The organism is Priestia sp. SB1, assembly GCF_038898415.1.
This window is the reverse complement of the sequence record NZ_JBBJSS010000003.1, coordinates 658432-678425: the sequence shown is the minus strand read 5'-3', so window position 1 is coordinate 678425 and position 19994 is coordinate 658432. Positions and strand designations below refer to the sequence as shown.

Annotated in this window: 19 protein-coding genes; 15 read left to right on the top strand and 4 right to left on the bottom strand. The window is 38.3% G+C overall.

Features of this window, described 5'->3' with window-relative positions:
• Positions 1 to 63: 63 nt before the first annotated feature.
• From WKH56_RS13960 to WKH56_RS13925, 8 genes are all read left to right on the top strand, one after another.
• Entirely contained in the window at positions 64 to 201 is a 138-nt protein-coding gene (locus WKH56_RS13960; RefSeq protein ID WP_196763270.1) for a hypothetical protein, read from the top strand.
• A 218-nt stretch (positions 202 to 419) separates the two neighbouring features.
• Complete coding sequence (locus tag WKH56_RS13955; protein WP_154991701.1) at positions 420 to 830, top strand: CBO0543 family protein; 411 nt, start codon at positions 420 to 422, stop codon at positions 828 to 830.
• Between the two features lie 228 nt (positions 831 to 1058).
• A complete protein-coding gene (locus WKH56_RS13950; RefSeq protein ID WP_028412123.1) occupies positions 1059 to 1622 on the top strand; it encodes an ImmA/IrrE family metallo-endopeptidase in 564 nt (187 codons plus the stop codon).
• Between the two features lie 327 nt (positions 1623 to 1949).
• Positions 1950 to 3254 carry a CitMHS family transporter gene (locus WKH56_RS13945; RefSeq protein ID WP_028412124.1) on the top strand — a complete coding sequence of 435 codons (1305 nt, stop codon included), beginning with the start codon at positions 1950 to 1952 and terminating at the stop codon, positions 3252 to 3254.
• Between the two features lie 153 nt (positions 3255 to 3407).
• Positions 3408 to 4997, top strand: coding sequence for an ATP-binding protein (locus WKH56_RS13940; protein ID WP_028412125.1), 1590 nt, complete (start codon positions 3408 to 3410; stop codon positions 4995 to 4997).
• Positions 4998 to 5024: 27 nt separating this feature from the next.
• Positions 5025 to 5696 carry a response regulator gene (locus WKH56_RS13935; RefSeq protein ID WP_047751596.1) on the top strand — a complete coding sequence of 224 codons (672 nt, stop codon included), beginning with the start codon at positions 5025 to 5027 and terminating at the stop codon, positions 5694 to 5696.
• 24 nt (positions 5697 to 5720) lie between these two features.
• Positions 5721 to 6689, top strand: coding sequence for a tripartite tricarboxylate transporter substrate binding protein (locus WKH56_RS13930; protein ID WP_310884214.1), 969 nt, complete (start codon positions 5721 to 5723; stop codon positions 6687 to 6689).
• A 134-nt stretch (positions 6690 to 6823) separates the two neighbouring features.
• Positions 6824 to 6961: a hypothetical protein gene (locus WKH56_RS13925; protein WP_310884215.1), complete on the top strand. Its 138-nt coding sequence runs from the start codon at positions 6824 to 6826 to the stop codon at positions 6959 to 6961.
• Between the two features lie 74 nt (positions 6962 to 7035).
• Here the strand turns inward: WKH56_RS13925 and WKH56_RS13920 are convergent, their stop codons facing one another.
• Positions 7036 to 7908 (bottom strand): LysR family transcriptional regulator, encoded by an 873-nt coding sequence (locus tag WKH56_RS13920; RefSeq protein WP_028412128.1) that lies wholly within the window; start codon positions 7906 to 7908, stop codon positions 7036 to 7038.
• A 140-nt stretch (positions 7909 to 8048) separates the two neighbouring features.
• On the opposite strand from WKH56_RS13920, the gene WKH56_RS13915 reads away from it, so the two are divergent.
• On the top strand, positions 8049 to 9167 hold the full coding sequence (locus WKH56_RS13915; RefSeq protein ID WP_028412129.1) for an AbrB family transcriptional regulator: 1119 nt from the start codon (positions 8049 to 8051) through the stop codon (positions 9165 to 9167).
• 65 nt (positions 9168 to 9232) lie between these two features.
• Entirely contained in the window at positions 9233 to 10006 is a 774-nt protein-coding gene (locus WKH56_RS13910; RefSeq protein ID WP_048020081.1) for a class I SAM-dependent methyltransferase, read from the top strand.
• Between the two features lie 38 nt (positions 10007 to 10044).
• Here WKH56_RS13910 and WKH56_RS13905 read toward each other — a convergent pair whose 3' ends face one another.
• Genes WKH56_RS13905 through WKH56_RS13895 form a run of 3 tightly spaced genes read right to left on the bottom strand, consistent with a single transcriptional unit; the run spans position 10045 to position 12987 of the window.
• Positions 10045 to 10890 (bottom strand): ABC transporter permease, encoded by an 846-nt coding sequence (locus WKH56_RS13905; RefSeq protein WP_013081885.1) that lies wholly within the window; start codon positions 10888 to 10890, stop codon positions 10045 to 10047.
• Entirely contained in the window at positions 10883 to 12088 is a 1206-nt protein-coding gene (locus WKH56_RS13900; protein ID WP_013081886.1) for a quaternary amine ABC transporter ATP-binding protein, read from the bottom strand. Before WKH56_RS13900 ends, WKH56_RS13905 begins: the two co-directional genes overlap by 8 nt.
• 35 nt (positions 12089 to 12123) lie before the next feature.
• Positions 12124 to 12987, bottom strand: a complete 864-nt coding sequence (locus tag WKH56_RS13895) for a glycine betaine ABC transporter substrate-binding protein (protein ID WP_168760373.1) — start codon at positions 12985 to 12987, stop codon at positions 12124 to 12126.
• A 595-nt stretch (positions 12988 to 13582) separates the two neighbouring features.
• Between WKH56_RS13895 and WKH56_RS13890 the strand changes: the two genes are divergently transcribed.
• The 5 genes from WKH56_RS13890 to WKH56_RS13870 all read left to right on the top strand — a co-directional run bounded on the left by WKH56_RS13890 (position 13583) and on the right by WKH56_RS13870 (position 19955).
• Positions 13583 to 14170 carry a TetR/AcrR family transcriptional regulator gene (locus WKH56_RS13890; protein ID WP_028412132.1) on the top strand — a complete coding sequence of 196 codons (588 nt, stop codon included), beginning with the start codon at positions 13583 to 13585 and terminating at the stop codon, positions 14168 to 14170.
• Between the two features lie 135 nt (positions 14171 to 14305).
• Complete coding sequence (locus WKH56_RS13885; RefSeq protein ID WP_047751593.1) at positions 14306 to 15793, top strand: aldehyde dehydrogenase family protein; 1488 nt, start codon at positions 14306 to 14308, stop codon at positions 15791 to 15793.
• A gap of 25 nt (positions 15794 to 15818) precedes the next feature.
• A complete protein-coding gene (locus tag WKH56_RS13880) occupies positions 15819 to 17195 on the top strand; it encodes a putrescine aminotransferase (protein WP_033578138.1) in 1377 nt (458 codons plus the stop codon).
• A 122-nt stretch (positions 17196 to 17317) separates the two neighbouring features.
• Positions 17318 to 18274 (top strand): agmatinase, encoded by a 957-nt coding sequence (gene speB / locus WKH56_RS13875; RefSeq protein WP_168760375.1) that lies wholly within the window; start codon positions 17318 to 17320, stop codon positions 18272 to 18274.
• Between the two features lie 301 nt (positions 18275 to 18575).
• A complete protein-coding gene (locus WKH56_RS13870) occupies positions 18576 to 19955 on the top strand; it encodes an APC family permease (RefSeq protein ID WP_168760376.1) in 1380 nt (459 codons plus the stop codon).
• The last annotated feature ends 39 nt before the right edge of the window (positions 19956 to 19994 follow it).

The window sequence follows — 19994 nt, the reverse complement described above, 5'->3', positions numbered from 1 at the left end:
CTCGTTCGGATTTTTTATTGTGGTGGCGAATGTAGGGTTCACGTATTTCGTTGTTTCTAGAGGTTGATTGGAGGGCGAGACGAAGACTCCTGCGGGAAAAGCGGAACAGGTGAGACCCCGCCGCAGGAGCGGAAGCGACGAGGAGGCTCACCGGCCGCCCGCGGAAAGCGAAGTCTTGCACGGAAATCAACACAGGTGTAACAGGCGGTTCACCTTATTTATCTCATTTGTTCGTATTTAGATTGGCTTGACTTCGTTATGTCTCCATCTCTTTTTTTTATGAAGTCTTAATTTTTTAGCCTCCAGAATGAATTTAATATCCAATGGGAAAGCTGTTTCTATCTCCTTTAAAAAACGAGGTCCTCAGCATGGTGCTCTTAATCTTTACAACGGTGATTTCTATTTTGAGTGTACTAGTCATGCCAAAACGTATCAGCTGGATAGAAATGTACACAACTTCTTTGTTTGTTATGTTTTTAGGATCGGTAGCAGATATATATCTTGATGTTAAATATAATCTTTATGGCTTTTTTAAAACAGGAGTAGATTTTGAATATCTTTTAGTCTTTATTTTTATTTATCCTGCGACGAATAGTGTATTTTTAAATTTTTATCCTGGGAGCAAGAGTTTGGCTAAAAAAGCTTTATACATTACAGTGTGGGTAATTCTTACAACACTGTTTGAATACATTTCTGCCCAAACAGAAGTGTTTTATTATAACGAATGGAAGACGCTATACTCGTTTTTTTGCTATCCTTTTCTTTATATAGCAATGGCTTTAAATTTAAAAATGATACGCAGGCTCCAGGTTATCGATAAGCAAAAATAGAAATAAAAAAAAGTAATGATAAATCATAAAAAAATGATATTTTATTAATGGCTACATATGTAATATAGTAAAAATAGAAAATAAACGAGGCAGCATATAAGCAGGGTTAAAAAACATCAAAACGGGAATCTTGACATTAACTTCATGTTTTTAACCATGTATTGTGAATGAATATACTTAATGCTAAATAATATGTTGTAGAAGGAATTTAGTAAAGGAGGCAAGAAGATGTTTAAGCGTAGTGAAAAAATCCAAATTCATGGCGTAACGTTTCATGGAGTCATGAGTGCGAAGCAAAAAGCGGCCCTGCACGAAATTGCTAATGTAACAGACGAAAAAGACTGGGATGGGCTAAAAGGTGTGTACTGCTTAGGCAGTGTAAAGGTGCAAGGAAAAGATGTGTTAGGTGTGTACTATGGCCAATTTAATGATAACCTTCCAAAGGAGAAGCGCAAACTTCAGTTTGAAATTGACTATATTAAATATACAGTAACGGAATGTCCCATTGTCTTTATCGATACAACAAAAAACAAAAAGCCTCATCAATTTGCTTTTATCATTCTGCATGAATTAGGCCATCATGTGGATCGTATGACAAATGGAACGCTTTTAAAAGAAGGAAATAGAACGCAAGAAATGTTTGCTAATACGTATGCCTTAGAAAAATATTCAAAAATAGAAAAGTTCCAAACAAAGAAGTTAAAAAAGATTCCATTTTTAGAGGAATCTCTTACTCAGTGGAATAAAACTCCTCATCCTGGAGCGTATTCTCTTAGAGTTCAAATTGAATAATTCACGAGAATAGTTCCTCTCTCTCCGTTTTTTATTTTCCTACCTTTTTCCTCTTCCTGTCTTTTATCCTCCCAATGAACAAAAAGGATTTAATTACCCATAAAGTTTTAAAAGTTTTTATAGTACGAATTATTTACACTATACCCTCCTGTAAATTATGATTATTTTAAGAAAAAACAGAAAATTTTAAAGTTTTAAGGTACAACTTAATAGTGAACAAGCGATGTTGTAATCGTATAGACGAACTGGCATACATATGCGAGTCATACATACAAACGAATCGCTTCCACTGTTATGAAAGCGGATTCAAAAATAGGAGGGGTAATAATGTTAGCTATTCTTGGGTTTTTGATGGTTTGTACATTTATGTTTCTGATTATGACAAAACGATTAACGCCGCTTATTGCTTTAATGGTTATTCCAGTATTGTTTGCAATCATAGGGGGATTCACAAGCGGTATTGGAGAAATGGCTTTAAATGGTGTAAAAGAATTAGCACCTACAGGCGTTATGTTAATGTTTGCTATTTTATATTTTGGGATTATGATTGATGCTGGTTTGTTTGATCCAGTTGTAGGAAGAATTTTGAAAATCGTAAAAGGTGATCCACTAAAAATCACAATTGGTACAGCTATTTTAGTTCTTATTATCTCATTAGACGGAGACGGAACAACAACATATATGATTACGCTTTCAGCGATGCTTCCGCTTTATAAAAAGCTAAACATGAAGCCAATGATTCTAGCCTGTATCGCCATTATGGGTAGTGGAGTTATGAACTTAACACCTTGGGGTGGACCTACTGCTCGTGTGATGAGTGCATTGAAGTTAGATGCTTCACAGGTGTTTACACCACTGATTCCAGCCATGATTGGCGGAGCTGTTTGGTTGTTATTCACGGCTTACTATTTCGGGAAAAAAGAGCGCCAGCGCTTAGGTGTTATTGATATTCAAGACGTTACAAATGCTCAAGTAGCTTTTGCAGAAGCAGCAGCCGCTGAAGGAATCGAGTACAAGCGTCCGAAGCTTTTATGGGTAAACTTTGCTTTAACAGCTCTATTATTAGTAGGACTTATCACAGCAGTTATGCCGCTTCAAATTCTATTTATGATTGGATTTGCAATCGCTATCATGATTAACTATCCAAATTTAGAAGTTCAAAAAGAGCGTATTACTGCACATGCTGGTAATGTACTTGCTGTTGTGTCTCTTGTATTCGCGGCAGGCGTATTCACGGGTATTTTATCAGGTACCAAAATGGTAGATGCAATGGGTAATAGCTTAGTAGGATTAATTCCAGATGCGTTAGGGCCTTACATGTCTGTGATTACTGCCATCACAAGTATGCCATTTACATTCTTTATGTCAAATGATGCTTACTACTATGGGATTTTACCAATTATTGCTCAAGCAGCTTCAGCATACGGTATTGATGCTGCAGAAATTGGCCGTGCTTCATTGATTGGTCAACCTGTTCACTTACTAAGTCCTTTAGTTGCTTCTACGTATCTATTGGTCGGTATGGCAAAAGTCGAGCTTGGTGAATTTCAGCGCTTTACTTTAAAGTGGACGATTGGAACAGCTATGGTGATGCTTTTAGTAGCTATTATTACAGGAGTTATTACGCTGTAAAGATCAGGAAACTAAAAACTTATCAATTCCGCTTTTGGGATTGATAAGTTTTTTTGTCTAAAAAGCTTTTGGAATAAGGAGCGGATATACAAAAAATTTTGATAAAATAAAAGAAGAATAGAACTATAAGGTAAAGGCTAAAGGTGCGATGAAATGAAAAAATGGTTTCAAGTATCGCTGCAAACAAAAATCGTAGGTTTATCCGCAGCATTAATCATAACTGTTATTGTTCTTTTAGCGAGTATTTTCTCTTACATGCAGTTTGTAGAATCTAAAAGGCAAGCCGAGCAGCTGGCTCTTCAAGCAGCCAAATCAATATCATTTATGCCGGAAGTCAAAGCTGCTTTTCAAAAAAAACAGCCGAGTCGATATATTCAGCCGCTTGCCGAGCAAGTGAGGGAACAAATCGGAGCAGCAAGTATTGTGGTTCAAAACCGTGAGCAAATCATCTATTCTCATTCTAATCAAAAATGGATAGGAAAGAAAAACAAAGAGGCGGTTAACGATAGAGCACTATTATTCGGCGGATATTATACGCTGGACGGAGAGGGAACCACAGGTCCTGCTATTATGGGGAAAGCGCCTATTGTCATCAGTCACGGAAAGTATACGGAAGTCGTGGGAGTGGTGACGGTTGAGTTTTTAAAATCTCATGTTCATGCTCAGCTCATTACGCGTATTCAGCAAATTATCCTATTTTCATTAGCTGTTTTATTGCTTGGTATGATCGGGGGTATTTTTTTAGCTAAAAGTATTAAAAAAGATACTCTTGGTCTTGAACCCCATGAAATCGCTTCTTTGTACCGTGAACGAAATGCAATTTTACTTTCGATAAAAGAAGGAATTATTGCTATTGATCATCAAGGCTTTATTACGATGATGAATACATCAGCTAAAAATATGCTTGGGTTACAGACGGAATATTTACATCATCATATCATTGAAGTATTTCCTTATACGAATATGATTGAAGTGCTAGATACGGGAATAGCCCGAAGCGACCAAGAAATTTTTTTGAATGAAAAAACGTTTATCTTAAACTTAACACCCATTATTGAACATCAGCGAATTGTAGGAGTGGTCGCTAGTTTTCGTGATAAGACAGAATTAAAAAGCTTAATCAATACGATTTCAGAAGTACGAAAGTATTCAGAGGATTTACGAGCTCAAACGCATGAGTTTACGAATAAGCTGTATGTTTTGTCGGGTTTGCTGCAGTTAGGGCAGTACAAAGATGCATTGGAGTTTATTCAAAAAGAATCAGCCGTACACCAAACGCAAAATCGTATTCTATTTGATCAGATATTAGATTCCAAAGTTCAAGCAATATTGCTTGGGAAGATTGGAAAAGCATCTGAAAAGAAAATTCATTTTTCGGTTGATTCGGAGAGTACACTCGATACGCTCCCAGAACATATTGAAATTTCTCATCTCATTATCATTATTGGGAACTTAATTGATAATGCATTTGAAGCCGTGAGTCAGCGGTCTAAAAAAGAAGTGTCGTTTTTTATTACCGATATTGGTCATGATTTAATTATTGAAGTGATGGACAACGGACCCGGTATATCAGAAGAAGTACTAAATCAAATTTTCACAAAAGGGTTTTCAACCAAAGGTACAGACAGAGGGTACGGACTGGCAAATATAAAGAAAATGGTAGATGAACTTGGAGGATCTATTGAAGTGTATAATCAGCCAGAAGGAGGAGCCATTTTTTCAGTTTACCTTCCAAAAAACTGAATCATGAGAAGTAAGGGGAGAGTCGAAATGTTACGAGTCGCAATTGCAGAAGACGATTTTCGAATTGCTCAAGTTCAAGAGCGATTTTTATTAGAAGTAGATGGTGTAGAAGTCGTAGGCAAAGCGTTGAATGCAAAAGAGACGCTTGAAATGCTAAAGGAGAAGAAAGTTGATTTACTTCTTTTAGACATCTATATGCCAGATGAAATGGGAACAGATTTACTCCCAAAAATCAGAGCCCAGTTTCCACAAGTTGACGTTATCGTGGTAACGGCTGCAACAGAAAAAAACATTGTAGAAATCTGTTTAAGAAACGGCGTCGTTAATTATTTGATTAAGCCGGTTATGATGGAATCCTTCATTAATGCTATTAAACAGTATCAAGAGAAAAAGGAACTGTTTAGTACGCATGAAGAAGTTGATCAATCATTTATTGATGCGTACTTTGGACATGTCAGAACAAAGCCAAAAGCGGATAAATCTCTTCCTTCAGGTATTGATGGTATCACATTACAAAAGTCAAAAGACATTTTGAAAAGCATCAAAGGAATTACGATCGAAGAGATGGGGCAACACATGGGAGTATCTAGAACGACAGCTAGACGATATTTAGAGTATCTAGTATCAGCCGGTGAATGTCACGTTGAATATGATTATGGGATTATTGGAAGACCGGAGCGCAAGTACTATTTAGCGTAGCATTAGCCTTGAAGGATGGTATATATGATCAAAAAGCTCATGATAGTGTTTATAAGTGCATTGCTTGTTAGCTGTTCTACTCCCTCTAAAAAAGACCGCATTAGTATGGAAAAAATTGAAATTGTGGCAGCCGGTGCAAAAGGCGGAGGAGCAGATGCAACAGTAAGAGCCATTCAACAAGTGCTAACGGAAAAGAAGATTGTGAAGGTACCCGTTTCTGTTAGTAATAAAATAGGTGGGCAAGGTGAAGAAGGATGGAAATATATTAAACAGAGAAAAGAAGGAAATATTGTTTCCGGGAATTCCAGTTTGCTGATTACAAATAATTTGCTAGGGCAAAGTCAATTAACCTATAAAGACTTTACTCCGCTCGCTATTTTAACATCTGAATGGGAGGTCATCGTAGTTCCTGTTAACTCTCCTATATACAATTTAAAACAGCTCATACGCACGTTAAATCAAAGTGAATCCAGTATGAAAGTGGGAATATCACCTCGATTAGGAAACGACGATCATTTATCGTTCATGCAGCTAAATAAAAAAGCAGGCGTAGACTCTTCCAAGCTTGAGTTCTTCGTTTATAACAGCAGTCATAAAGTAATTGATGCGCTCGTTCATCATCAGCTAGATGTAGCACCCATGTCATTATCAGAAATAAAAAAGCAGTATGAACAAGGGCAGGTAAGGATACTCGCCGTTTCTTCTCCTAAAAGGCTAGAAGAGCTAAAAGAGATACCGACGTGGAAAGAAGCGGGAATTGACGTAACGTTTAGCCATTGGAGAGGTCTAATGGGACCGCCTAATATGACCAAAGAACAGGTAGCATATTGGAATAAGGCCGTGTATGAAATGGTTCATACAAAAGAATGGGAACAGCTTCTTAAAGATAATGATTTAACCTCTTTTTATAAAAATAGCAGCGGTGCTAAAGTCTTTCTTGAGCAGCAAAGCAAGCTGTATTCTGACTTAATGGGCGGAGCAAATGATGAATAAATACAATAGAAAAAGGTTGGGACAAAAGGATTTTAGATGGAGTGATAAACGAACCATTGATTAAAGTTTTTAATTCTTGGTTCGTTTTTTTGTTGTGGTAAGTGTAGTTTCATCTGTTTCGTTCCTTCTAGCAGTTGATTGGAGAGCAAGACGAAGACTCCTGCGGGAAAAGCGGAGCAGGCGAGACCCCACAGGAGCGTGAGCGACGAGGAGGCTCACCGGCCGCCCGCGGAAAGCGAAGTCTTGCACGGAAATCAACTGCGGTGTCTTAAGCAGTTCCGCTCATATATCCCATTTGTTCGTCTTTAGAATTAGATTCATTTCGGTATGTCTCAACCTTTTTCTGTCAGTGTACATCTTTTAAATCCAAGTTTTGAATGAACTCAATAAAAGCTTTTACAATGTTAATTTTTAAGGAGTCCTCATGATAAAACATCCATGTGCTGCGCGTTAAAGGTACTTGATCTTTAGTTTTTAACGTGTATCTGTAAATCTCTGCAGCATCGTCAAGCAGCATACTCGGCAAAATCGCATATCCCAGTCCGTTTACAACCATCTTTTTACATGTTTCTGCTTTATCTACTTCAATGCTGACAAGGGGAGGCTGAGAGTAATTTTCAGCCCACCAGTTATCAACGGATGTTTTTAAAAAACGATCTTGATGATAATCAATTCGAGGTAGATTGGGAAGATTGTTTATGTCGACAGGCTGTGCAGACGCAATGCAAATTGTTTCTTTAAAAAGCAGCTCTTTTTGATCTTGCCAGTTATAATCACCTTTTACAAACGCAATATGAACATCGTGCTTATAAAGCAGATGAGCCATGTCGCTGCTCCATCCGGTTGTGACTTTGAATTCAACATCAGGAAATCGCTCTTTAAATAAACGCAATAGCCCAGGGAGCTTGTAGTCAGTGAAAAAGTTAGACACGCCTAGACGTAAAGTTCCGGTTAATTGATCATCCATGTTTAACACATTTTCTTTTATTTTTTGAACCGTAAGCAGCATTTCTTCTGCGCACTTCACTAAATATTCTCCCTGCGGTGTAAACTGAACTCCGCGGCGCCCTCTATTTACAATCTGAACATGAAATTCCTTCTCCATCTGCTGCAGTCTATGCGTAAGCGCAGGCTGAGATATAAATAGCTCCTTGGCTGCTTTTGTAATATTTTTCTCACGGTACAATACTTGTAGAATAAGCCAATCTCGATCGTCCATACTATCCCTCCAGGAATAAAAAAAATGAATGGTTTATAATAAAATTTCGATATTTTAATTATTTCTAAAATTATACTATAGTTAAGAAGAGAAATGTTCGGTGTAAGAAAGAAAAGCCTTGTAGAAGGAAGGAAGTAGGTATGAACGCAAGAGTTGTTTTTTTACAATCTATATTTTTTATTCTATTAACAAGCGTGGGAGGATTTCTTTTATCGTTAACAGGCTTATCCATTGGCTGGATGCTTGGGACTCTCATTTTAGCTGCTATTCTAGCTTTTCGAAAGCCGCGTTTTTTATCTCAAACAAGCAAAAAAGGCATTCCAAAATATTGGCTGTACGCTGGACAGTGCATTTTAGGGATTGAATTAGGTCAAAAGATTAACTTATCTGTGGTGACTACGTTTCAATCTCACTGGTCCACCATTACGATTATGCTTTTGCTGTCCGTTGTTTTTTCTCTTTTATCCGGTTATTTGCTATGGAAGTTCAGTTCCACAGACTTATTAACAAGCTTTTTCGGTACGACTCCGGGTGGAATGAGCGCCATGCCAGGCATGGCTGAAGAAGTAGGAGCCAATACGGCAGTTGTAAGCATCATTCAAACGATGCGCGTGTTTTTAGTTGTGCTTGCTGTTCCTTTATTTGTAGTCTATTGGGGAAGTAATACAGGACGGCATGCAGTGTCCGTTACCCCGAGTGTTTTTGAGTGGGGATCACTGTTGTGGACAGGCGTTTTAATTGTTACAGCAGTAGTCGGCTATTATATAGGGAAAAAACTAAAATTTCCTGCTCCTTGGTTAGTAGGAGGAATGCTTACTGTTGCAATTGTTCAAACAGCTGCTTCATCGTACGTGGGGTATAATCTTCAAGCATACTGGCCTCATTCTGTGATGATTTTATCGCAAATTTTTATTGCTTCAAGCATTGGTTCTCGCTTTCATAAGGAAATGTTCATTGGAGTAAAAAAAATTATGGTTGTGGCGCTTATTAATACAATTGGTTTAATCGCCGCCATGTTTGTATGTGCACTATTCGTTTCCAAAATAACTGGAATTGAGCTTATCACGTCTATTTTAGCGTTTGCTCCTGGAGGCATTGCAGAAATGGCGACTACATCCATTGTACTGCAGGCTGATTCGACGTTAGTAGTAGCGGTCCAAGTGCTTCGTATTTTAACAATTTGGCTGCTTCTGCCTCCGCTGTTTCGCATGTTTCATCAGTGGGGAGAAAGAAAAAGAATACATTCACACGTTTCATAATAAATATGTGAATGCACTAGGTAGAGTAAGAGAGAGTTTTAAAGAGAGAAATGGGGGGAGAATAGATGAGTAATAAAGAAATGGTGGTCAGTCAGTTCGGGGGGAATGCCGGAAAGTATGTCAAAAGTAAAGGTCATGCAAAAGGCAAAGATTTAGCGGTTTTAGCGGAAATTGCTGAAGAAAATAGAGGAGGAAAGCTGCTTGATGTAGCGACAGGAGGAGGACACGTGGCAAATAAGCTAGCACCTGTCTTTCAAGAAGTAACGGCTTTTGACTTAACTCCTCAAATGTTGCAAAGTGCTGAAGGCTTCATTAAAGAAAATGGTCATGAAAATGTATCGTTTGTTCAAGGAGATGCTGAGGATATGCCATTTCAAGATGACAAGTTTGATACGGTAGCGTGCAGAATTGCACCGCACCATTTTCCTAATATTAAACAGTTCATCAAAGAGGTATACCGAGTGTTAAAGCCAGGAGGACAGTTCTTGCTCATTGATAATGTAGCACCGGAAGTGAATGCTTATGACGAGTTTTATAATCGAGTTGAAAAGACAAGAGATCCAAGCCATTATCGTGCCTATAAAAAAACAGAGTGGCTTTCTATGCTTGAAATGCAAGGATTCCGTACAGAAGTGCTGACAACTTTTCCAAAGCGCTTTTTATTTGATGACTGGTGTGCGATGATGAATGTTCCCCAAGAGACAAAGCGTGAGCTTACTCAATATATGCTGAATGTACCAAGCGGATTTAAAAAGTTTTTCGAAATCAAAACGAATCAACAGGGAATTGAATCGTTTCAAGGAGAAGCAATCTTTGTAGCGTGCTACAAACATAAATAAAAAGAAGCCAACTCTGGTGAGTTGGCTTCTTTTTTTACTTATGCTCGTTGGTTTGAACGATTTCCAAAATATTGCGTAATACGGTCTAAAATAATTGCTAAAATAACGATTGAAATTCCAGCTTCAAAGCCCGTGCCGACTTCAAGTCGAGAAACTGCACGATATACTTCTGCACCAAGTCCCGGAGCACCTACAAGAGAGGCAATAACGACCATTGAAAGAGATAGCATGATGCTTTGGTTAATTCCTGCCATAATTGTTTTTGTAGCTAATGGAAGCTGTACTTTAAATAATTTTTGTTTTGTTGTTGAACCGTAGGCATTTGCTGCTTCTACTAAGTCAGCGGGTACTTCACGAATACCTAGGTTCGTTAAGCGAATCGTTGGAGGCATTGCAAAGATAACAGATGAGATAACACCTGGCACCACACCAATTCCAAAGAAGAAAAGTGCTGGAATCAAATACACAAATGCCGGCATCGTTTGCATAAAGTCTAAGATTGGCGTAATAATCCGAGCTGTCTTTTCGCTTTGAGATGCCCAAATGCCTAGCGGGATTCCTACTATAATTGAAATTAATACGCTTGTTAAAACGAGGGCTAGTGTGTCCATTGTTTCTTGCCAGTAGCCAAGATTAAGAATAAATAATAGACCAATCATCGATAAAATAGTAAATGACCATTTTTTACTTGAAAACCAAGCAATGATTCCGACAATTAAGATTAAAATTAATGCTGGTGGAAAGGTTAGCACTAGTACAATAAAACTTACAATACCATCGACAATAGCTGAAATAACATCAAAAAACCCTTTGATATTATCATTTAAAAACGTGACAAAATGGTCAATCCAATTGCCAACGGGAATTTTAGGAATACTATTCATTTACGTTCACCTCATTACTATCAGTACCGGCAAGTGCTTCAATCACTCGCTCTTTTTTAATGATGCCGCGCAGACGATGGTTTTCATCTACAACCGGTAGCGGGAAACGGCTGATAACCATTTTGTCGTACAAGTTTTCTAGTAGCGTATCTGTCGTAACAGTCGGAATATCCGTATCTAATACGTCTGCTGTCAGTTTATCTTGTTTAATGGCGCGGCTGATATCATCTGCCGTTACAACTCCTAGAAGAGTTTTTTTCTTGTCTACGACGTAGATGCTTGAGTAACCAGCTTCTTGCATAATTTTAAGAGCCACGCGCGGACCACGGTCTACGGTAATGGATTCGGCACGATTCATCACGCTTTCAGCTGTGTATACTTTAGCTACATTAACGTCTTCGACAAAGCGCTCTACATAATCATTGGCAGGGTTTGTCATAATTTCTTCAGGTGTTCCTACTTGAACAACACTGCCGTCTTTCATTAAAACGATGCGATCTCCGATTCGAAGAGCTTCATCAAGATCATGGGTAATAAAAATGATTGTTCGCTCCATTTTTTCTTGAAGCTCCAGCAAAAAATCTTGCATGTCTTTACGAATAAGCGGATCTAGTGCACTGAATGCCTCATCCATTAATAAAATGTCAGGGTCATTGGCAAGTGCTCGAGCTAGTCCGACGCGCTGCTGCATACCGCCGCTCAGTTCACCGGGATATTGATTTTCGTATCCTTTTAAACCTACTAATTCAAGCGCTTCTTTTGCTTTCTTTTCGCGTTCGGCTTTTGGTGTACCTTGAACTTCTAATCCGTATTCTGTGTTATCAAGAACCGTACGGTGAGGGAATAAGGCAAAGTTTTGGAAAACCATGCTCATTTTTTTTCGGCGCATGTCGCGAAGTTCCTCTTTGTTCATTTTTACTACATCGTCACCGTCTAAAATAAGAGATCCAGATGTTGGTTCAACAAGGCGGTTAAACATGCGAACTAAAGTGGATTTACCGCTTCCAGACAGGCCCATAATGACGAAGATTTCACCGGATTTGATTTCGAAGTTTGCTTGATTAACTCCAATTGTCATTCCTGTTTCTTCTAGAATTTCTTTTTTTGTTTTTCCTTTTTGAAGTAAATCAATCGCTTTTGACGGATTCTTACCAAACACTTTGGTTATATTTTGTACTTTTAATTTTACGTGTTCCATATGTCCACCTCAATTGTTGTTTTCTTTTACGTTCATTACTTTTTTGTCCAACTATCGATTAACTTTTTATGTTTTTTTACCCATTTCTGTGCTGCTTCTTCAGGGTTTGAAGATTTTTCAACTTGTGACAGAAGAGGACTGATTAATTTATCGTTCATCTGTGCATTATTCATCCATTTTATGACTTGAGGATTTGTCTTTTTAAATTCCTTGCTTGTCATTGTGTAAATGTTGTCAGGGTCTCCAAACGAATTTTTAGGATCTTCTAAATATTTGATGTCAAAGTCTGCAAAAGCCCAGTGAGGATTCCACATAGTAACAACAATTGGTTTTTTTGCCTCATAGGCTTTGCGCAGTTCACTGAGCATAGCTGCCTCAGACGATTTTACAAGCGTATAGCTTTTAAGGTTATAATCTTTTAACGCTTGTTCGGCTAATCCGTTAATGCTGGAGCCTGGGTCAATTCCAATAACTTTGTTATCGACAACAGAAGCAACCTTAGCAAGGTCTTCTGTTGTGTTCACGTCTTTCATATAGGCGGGAACCGCAAATCCTAAGCGCGCATTTTTAAGCCAAGGGTCTTCAATGTTTACTTGATCTTTATACTTTTTGTAAAAAGGCGCATCTGTTGTAGGAAGCCATGGTGCAAACGAAATGTCAATGTCGTTATTAGCTGTTCCTACCCAAACACCGGCTTTCTCTAAGAAAACAGTTCTAACCTTATAACCTCGATCTTCTAAAATCTGTTTCCATACGTACGTGTAGGCAATGTTTTCAGTATAGTTATTCATGCCGATGGTAATGGTTTTTTTATCTTTAAAGGCGCCATTACCGTTGCCGCAAGCTGAAGTAATAACTAGAAGAAAACAAATCATGCTGATTAAAAATAGTTTCTTCATGCAATGTAACTCCTTTATAAAGTTTTAAATCAATATGACTGATATGTAGAACGGATGCTAAACACAACGAAGTGTATACCCGGTTTTTTTAGGTGGTAAACATAAAAAATATAAAATGTGAAATAGAGTGGGTGATTTTTCGGCGTTATAAAGTTATTTTTAGCTGAAAATGTACATCGTAGTTAAGAGAAAATATGGGAAATAAATGGATAAAATAAGTGACTGTAGAATCAGTCTTACATGTTATCACTCTTTTTTTTACTCCGTCAACTTCAAGTCAAGAGTAATTCGGCAATTGAGCCGTATAAACCGATACGAAAAAATATCTTTTTAATAAAGTTATTTTTTAGGAAGAATAGGTGATTAAAGAGCTTTGCATCAGCTTTTACCTTGAATTGTAAAAGGAAGAAAGATAACAGTGAGACATATAAGAAACGTGAGAGGAAATTGATAAAATAAAAAAATATTTTTGAAGCCAGCATACGGATAAATTTTTGATTGAATTTAAAGATTCAGAAAATTTTATCTTGCATAATTTCAACTCCTTATAGTAAAATGAATGAAAGTCATTCATTTTATAGGTGGAGGGAAAAAGTTGGTTACAAGCACAAGTGAAAAATACGATAAGATTTTACAGGCAGCGATTGAAGTCATATCTGAAAAAGGACTTGATAAAACATCAATTTCAGACATTGTAAAGCGTGCAGGCGTAGCACAAGGGACTTTTTATCTTTATTTCAGATCTAAAAATGCTCTTGTTCCGGCTATTGCAGAAAACTTACTTTCTTTGTCACTTGAAAAAATCAAAGAACGAGCTAAAACAGCAACGGATTTTTTAAGTACATTAGAGGTAATGATTGACGAAACGTATAAAACAACAGATGAATATAGGGATGTTCTTGTTTTATGCTATTCAGGGCTCGCTTTTGACTATTCATTAGAAACATGGGAAGCTATTTATTTACCTTATTACAACTGGTTTGAAGAGGTATTAAATCAGGCTGTTAGAAAGGAAGAAGTCATCAAGCAGCTTAACGTTAAATGGACAGCTAAGACGATGATTAATTTGATTGAAAATGCTGCTGAACTTTTTTATATCGGGCGAGAGCAAGATGTCACACTTGAGCAATCAAAGGAAGAACTTTTTCAATTCTTAAAGCGTTCTCTTGTGCCATCCGTGTAATATTAGCACTGCTGATATTACATCTACTAAAATGACTGACATTCATTCAAAATATACAATTAATTATCAGAATTATAAGTTTTTTAAGGTTTAAAATGACTGACAATCAGTCGTTATTCGATAAGGAGGTATTTTATGGATCGTACAGCCGTTAAAACTTTAACCTTGAATATGTACATAAACGGAGAGTGGAGAAAAGCAGAGAAGCAGCGCTCTACTGTTAATCCAGCGACAGGTGAAGTGATTGGATATGCTGCAGAAGGCAGCGCAGAAGATATGAAAGCAGCAATTGAAGCAGCACGAGAAGCCTTTGACAACGGAATTTGGTCTGAGACTTCTGCATCTGACAGAGCAGCCATCTTATTCAAGATTGCCGATAAGCTTGAGGAAGCGAAAGAAGAACTAGCAGCATTAGAAACAATGGATAACGGAAAGCCCTATCGTGAAGCTGAGGCTGATGTGGAAGATGCAGCTGCTTGTTTTAGGTATTACGCTGGGTTAATTACAAAGCCAGACGGTCAAACGTACAGCGTTCCTGCACCTATGCAAGCAATGGTTATAAAAGAACCAATCGGCGTGTGCGGATTGATTGTACCTTGGAATTATCCGCTATTAATGAGCGTGTGGAAAATTGCACCTGCTTTAGCTGCAGGAAATACGATTGTATTTAAACCTTCTGAAGTGACACCAGTTACTCCTACAAAACTTTTTGAGATTTTAGAAAGCGTAGGATTGCCAAAAGGAGTGGCAAACCTTGTTATGGGAGCCGGAGATACTGTGGGAAATACGCTTATTCAAGATAAGCGTGTTGATAAGATTTCTTTTACAGGCGGAACGGTAACTGGAAAACACATTATGCGTCAAGCAGCAGAAAATGTAACGAAGGTATCTTTAGAACTTGGAGGAAAGTCACCGAACATTATATTTGCTGACGCTGATTTTGAAACAGCTGTAGATTATGCCTTGTTTGGAATTTTTGCAGGGAGCGGCCAAATTTGCGCTGCAGGTTCTCGTATTTTAGTAGAAGAAAGCATTGCTGAGCGATTTATCGAACGTTTTGCAGAACGTGCTCAAAAAATTAAAGTAGGAAATGGAATGGACCAAGAGATTGAAATGGGTCCTCTTGTAAGTGAAGAACATATGAAAAAAGTATTAAAGTACATCGAAATTGGAAAGCAAGAAGGCGCCCGCCTTGTATGTGGAGGCAATCGAATCACCAGCAGTGGATTGGAAAAAGGATTCTTTGTAGAACCTACGGTTTTTAGTAGCGTTACGTCAAATATGAAAATTGTGCAAGATGAAATCTTTGGGCCCGTGGTTGTTATTCAAACGTTTAAAGATGAAAAAGAAGCTATTAAGCTTGCAAATGATACGGAATATGGTTTGGCAGGCAGCGTGTTTACAACTGACGGTGCAAAAGCTCTTCGGGTGATTAAAAAGCTGCGTGCGGGCATCACTTGGGTAAACACGTATCATTTTACGTTTAACGAAGCACCTTGGGGCGGATATAAGCAGAGCGGAATTGGCCGAGGACTGGGCACGTTTGGATTGGAAGAATTTCAAGAAGTAAAACAAATTAATATTAATTTACAAGTAGAGCCAATCGGCTGGTTTAAAAATTAAAAAGTAGAGAAGGAGCGATATTAAAATGAATACAGTGACGAAAAATCAAGAGGTAAACAAAGCATATGGTGAAGTAAACGAATACATCAACAAAGTACTGGGACTTATTGAAAAAAGCGAAGTGTCAGCTGAAGAAGCACAGTGGATTACGAAAGAAACAGTAGACGGATTTCGCGAGCATGTCAACCCAGGCTTTTTAGAATATCGTAAAACAGTAACGGTGGATACGCAGTTTGCAGCTGTTGAATGGTCAGATGAAGGTTCTTGTTTTACGGATGTAAACGGTAAAAAATACATTGATTGTTTGGGCGGGTTTGGAATTTATAACGTGGGACACCGTCATCCTAAAGTAGTCAAAGCTGTTCAAGATCAGCTTCAGCGTCAAGCCCTTCATAGCCAAGACTTATTAGATCCACTTCGTGCGATGCTTGCTAAAATTTTAGCAGATATTACACCGGGGGATTTGAAGTATTCCTTTTTCACAAACAGCGGAACAGAAAGTGTAGAAGCCGCTTTAAAACTAGCGAAAATGTATAGTGATCGAACAACGTTTATTTCCACAACACGTTCTTTTCATGGAAAAAGTCTAGGTTCTTTATCAGGTACGGCAAAAGGAATGTTCCGTAAACCATTTCTGCCGTTAATTCCAGGTTTCCGTCATGTACCGTTTGGTGATATTGACATGATGCGCAAAACATTTGAAACGTGCGCGCTTGTAGGGGAAGATGTGGCAGCTGTTTTATTAGAACCAATTCAAGGAGAAGGGGGCATTATTCTTCCTCCTGAAAATTATTTAAAAGAAGTGCGTGCACTATGTGATGAGTACGACGCTATCTTAATTTTTGATGAAGTTCAAACAGGCATGGGACGTACCGGTGAAATGTTTGCATCAGAATTATACGATGTTGTACCCGATATTTTATGTCTTGCTAAAGCGTTTGGAGGAGGAGTTATGCCTGCTGGCGCGGTTGTAGCAAAAGAAAAAGTGTTTTCAAGCTTCTTTGATAATCCGTTTATGCACACAACAACGTTTGGAGGCAACCCGCTTGCCTGCGCAGCGGCTATTGCAACTATTAACGTGTTGATTGAAGAACAGCTGCCAAACCGTGCAAAAGAGCTAGGAGAATATTTCCTTGCTGGTTTAAAGAAAGCTGCTGAAAACCATGGAGATAAAGTACTTGAAATCAGAGGGCAAGGCTTAATGATTGGAATTGAGTTCCACCAAGATGAAATTGGCTACGCGCTTTCTAAGGGAATGTTTGATGAAGGAATTCTAGTAGCTGGGACGCTTGTAAACTCTAAAACAATTCGTATTGAGCCACCGTTGACTATTGCAGCTGAAGAAGTAGATCAAGTCATTTCTACATTTGAAAAAGTATTAAATGAGCTGAACCACCAATAAATGTAACAAGGAGCAATGAATATGAGTCGTCAAACGTTTCTTATTCCTGTATTGCTTTCAATGATTTTAGTAGTGGAAATGCCTAGCGACTAACTGAAATCATTGAAACGGAGGAGTAAATTATGAAATATCCATTGTCCCCAGATGTCAAACCAGAGTTTTGTACAACGGGCTCATTTATGAGGCTGCCAGCGGAAAGAGAAAATGCAAAAGTAGGGCTAGTAGGAATGCCGTTTGATACGGCAGCATCTTTCAGAGTAGGTGCACGCTTTGCACCTCAAGCCATTCGTCAAGCTTCCATGACGCTGTTTCCTTATCACCCGGTACACGACGTATACCCATTTGATGATACAAATGCCATTGATATTGGTGATGTGCCGGTTATTCCGCACAATATTCACAGAAGCTATGAATTGATGGAAGAAGCGGTAGGAGCTCTTATGGATAGAGGAATCGTTCCAATTGGAATCGGAGGAGATCATTCTGTTACTTTAGCAAGCCTTCGTGCTTCTGCTAAAAGATATGGCCCAGTGGCTATGATTCATTTTGATTCTCATACAGATACGTGGGATACGTATTATGATGAAAAATATTGGCACGGATCTCCTTTTATACGCGCATATGAAGAAGGGCTAGTAGATCCGAAGAAAGTTTTTCAAATTGGTATTCGCGGAACATTAAATCATCCGGGAGATGTTCAAGAAAGCAAAGATCTCGGTTACCATGTAGTAACGGCAAGAGAGCTTGAACATCAAGGGTTTTCATTGATTTTGGAGCAAATGAAGACAGCGATTGGAGATACCCCGTGCTTTTTAACATTTGATATTGATTTTGTTGACCCTTCGTGTGCACCGGGAACGGGAACGCTTGAAGTAGGCGGATTCAGCAGCAGAGAAACGCTGCAAATGATCCGTTCTCTGACGGGATTTAACTATGTTGGATTCGACTTGGTAGAAGTGCTGCCCGCTTATGATCCAACGCAGATAACCTCTTTGCTTGCAGCTACAATCATTCATGATTTTGCTAGTTTAGTTGCAGTGAAAACGAAAAGAGAGTCATTGGATACGATGATTAAATAACAGTTTGTAAGCAGAAATCCCTCTTATTCAGAGGGTATTTCTGCGTGGATATAGCAGGAGATTAGGAATATATAGCTATTTAAAATAAAGCGCTTTCATAATATGATAAAAGAAAAAGATAGTTTGTTAGCAACCCTTACCAACTTAAAGAAATAAATCATATATTTGCTTATAGTAAATGTAACAACTCTTTATATAAAAATGAATGAAAGTCATTCATTTTTATATAAAGAAATTAAATCATATGCATTTATGGGTTAAATTGTCAGAATGTTCTTAATAAAGTGAAGGGGGAAGATAAATGAAACATGAAACACTAACATTAAAAAGGTCGTTGAAATTATGGCAGATTGTATTAATGGGGATCGGATATATGACTCCGATGGTAGTGTTTGATACGTTTGGGATTGCGTCTGATATGACGAATGGACACGTTCCCACATCTTATATCATAGCCCTTGTCGGGATGCTTCTCACGGCAGTAAGCTACAAAAAGATGATTCAAGTGTTTCCAAATGCAGGCTCAGCCTATACATATACGCAAAAGACAATCAATCCACATTTAGGGTTCCTAGTTGGCTGGTCTGCACTAATGGATTATCTCTTTTTACCGATGGTTAACGCACTTATTTTTCAAATTTATTTATCATCTATTTTTCCTTCGGTACCATCGTGGATTTGGGTTGTCAGTTTCGTCATTATCGTTACGCTGCTAAATTTACGAAGCGTTAATTTTACCGCCAATTTCAATACGTTTCTTGTTGTATTTCAAATGACGATTTTAGTATTGTTTGTTGCTGTTTCAGTCAAAGCGTTGCTAGGCGGAATGGGGGAAGGAACCCTTTTTTCTATGAAGCCTTTTTTTAATCAGAACATGACGTCATCAGGGCTAATAGCGGGAGCGACACTTATGTGTTTTTCCTATTTAGGGTTTGATGCAGTGGCCATGTTATCAGAAGAAACGCCCAATCCTAAAAAAACGATTCCGCGAGCTATTTTTTTAGTTGCGTTAATTGGAGGAGTCATGTTTACCGTGACATCTTATTTTATCCAAGCGGTTTTTCCAACGTTAGAAGGATTCAAGCATCCAGACGCTGCAGCTCCTGAAATTGCTATGTATGTGAGCGGCACGCTGTTTCAAATTGTCTTTTTAGCTGGAGGAATTGCAGGAACATTATCATCAGGCATGTCATCGCATGCAAGCGTTTCACGTTTATTATACGTAATGGGACGGGATCGAATTTTACCTCAGTCATTTTTTGGTTATGTTCATCCTAAGCTGCGCACTCCCTCGCGAAATATTGTATTGGTCGGAGTTGTATCAGCAACTGCCATTTTCTTCAGTCTGGCAACGGCTACTTCATTTATTAATTTTGGAGCACTCATTGCGTTTTCTTTTGTTAATATTTCGGTTATCGCGCACTATGCTGTTCATCAAAAGCAGCACCGGTCGGCTAAGGGATTTTGGTCATACATTGTTATGCCACTATTAGGAGCAGCAGCGATTGGCGTTTTATGGCTCAACTTGGAGCGCAATTCATTTTTACTTGGGATTGGCTGGGCGATTGCTGGTTTAGTTTATTTGGTGTATGCAACGAAAGGTTTTAGAAGGCAGCTGTCTTCCATTGAGTTTAAGGAAACAGAAGAAATGTCACCTTTGATGAAAGTCGGAGAAAAGTAAGGATAGAAACTACCTGTTTAAGCCTATCTTATTAAGGAA